General features: G+C 50.9%; 1 protein-coding gene. It reads right to left on the minus strand.

The genetic code is table 11. The features are described 5' to 3' along the window. Positions 1-1,016: hypothetical protein (locus tag KGI06_06410; GenBank protein ID MDE1871841.1), on the minus strand; the 1,016-nt coding region annotated here is incomplete at both ends.

Raw genomic sequence — 1,016 nt, forward strand, 5'->3', positions numbered from 1 at the left:
GTTACCTGGAATGTTATTCCGTTGTATCCTGGCGCGTATTTGTGGTATGTCCCTGTTGTCACAGAGTTTGCGATGAAGAAGTTGTAGGTGAATGGTGCGGTTCCTCCTGTTATTAGTGCGTTGAAGGTCTCGTACTGGTTTACATCCACTATACTGTTTGTCGGGTTTGTCACTGTAACTGTTGGAGCCGCGTTGACTGTTATTGTGTTTGATGCGCTGCAAACTGAGGTTGGCGTTGTCGCGCTGTCAACAGAATTGAAGCTGTACGTTGTGGTTGATGATGGGTTTACGAGCAGTGATGCGCCTGAGCCTATTGATGCTCCTGCGCACGCCGCCTGCGAGAAGTATGAATACGCGTATGGACTCGTGCCACCCGACTCTCCTGTTGGAGTCAGCCTGGAGTACTGCCCTGCGTCTATCACGGTGTTTGTCTCTGTGAGAAGTCCTGCGCTTTGTACTGCGTTGAACCCGAGCGCGCTGTAAGACGATGCCTGTATCTCGTTTGTTGTCGCGCTGTCGGTTATGACAACGTTTGCCTGGATCGTGTTGCCGCTGATCCACGAAGGCAGGTAGAATGTCGCCGTAGGCGAGGCGGATGTCACAGTTATCGTGTTTATTGCTGCGCCGGTCACCTGGTTTGATATCGCGAACACTGCAACATATGGGGATGATCCCCCTGTTATCGTTGGGGTTATTGTTATGTACTGACCTGCGTCGATTAGGGTGTTGGAGTTTGCGACCGTGACTGATGTGAGCGCGGGGTTGATCGTGAACTTCGCGCTGTATACTGAGTTTGCGGATGTTGCGCCCGAATCAGTTATTACCACGTTTGCCTCTTCGAGGCTGTTTGCAAGGTCGTTTGCCGCAGTTACCTGGAATGTTATTCCGTTGTATCCTGGCGCGTATTTGTGGTATGTCCCTGTTGTCACAGAGTTTGCGATGAAGAAGTTGTAGGTGAATGGTGCGGTTCCTCCTGTTATTAGTGCGTTGAAGGTCTCGTACTGGTTTACATCCAC

The organism is Candidatus Micrarchaeota archaeon (assembly GCA_028866575.1).
Classification (GTDB): Archaea; Micrarchaeota; Micrarchaeia; order Micrarchaeales; family Micrarchaeaceae; genus UBA12276.